Annotated in this window: 1 protein-coding gene; it reads left to right on the top strand. The window is 75.0% G+C overall.

The window, feature by feature from the left end; genetic code table 11:
* A partial coding sequence (locus G3I40_RS23900) for a beta-ketoacyl synthase N-terminal-like domain-containing protein (RefSeq protein WP_164304166.1) occupies positions 1 to 216 on the top strand: 216 nt, incomplete at both ends.

Here is a 216-nt window from a genome sequence, read left to right on the forward strand (position 1 = left end):
GCGATGGACCCGCAGCAGCGGCTGCTCCTGGAGGCCTCGTGGGAGGCGCTCGAAGGCGCGGGCCTCGACCCGTTCGCCCTCAAGGGCGCGGACGTCGGCGTGTTCTCCGGCGTCTCCGGCCAGGGCTACGGGACCGGCACGATCGCCCCGGAGGTGGAGGGCTTCGCCGGCACCGGACTCGCGTCGAGCGTGGCCTCGGGCCGCGTCTCGTACGTC

The organism is Streptomyces sp. SID14478 (genome assembly GCF_010548525.1).
Lineage (GTDB): Bacteria > Actinomycetota > Actinomycetes > Streptomycetales > Streptomycetaceae > Streptomyces.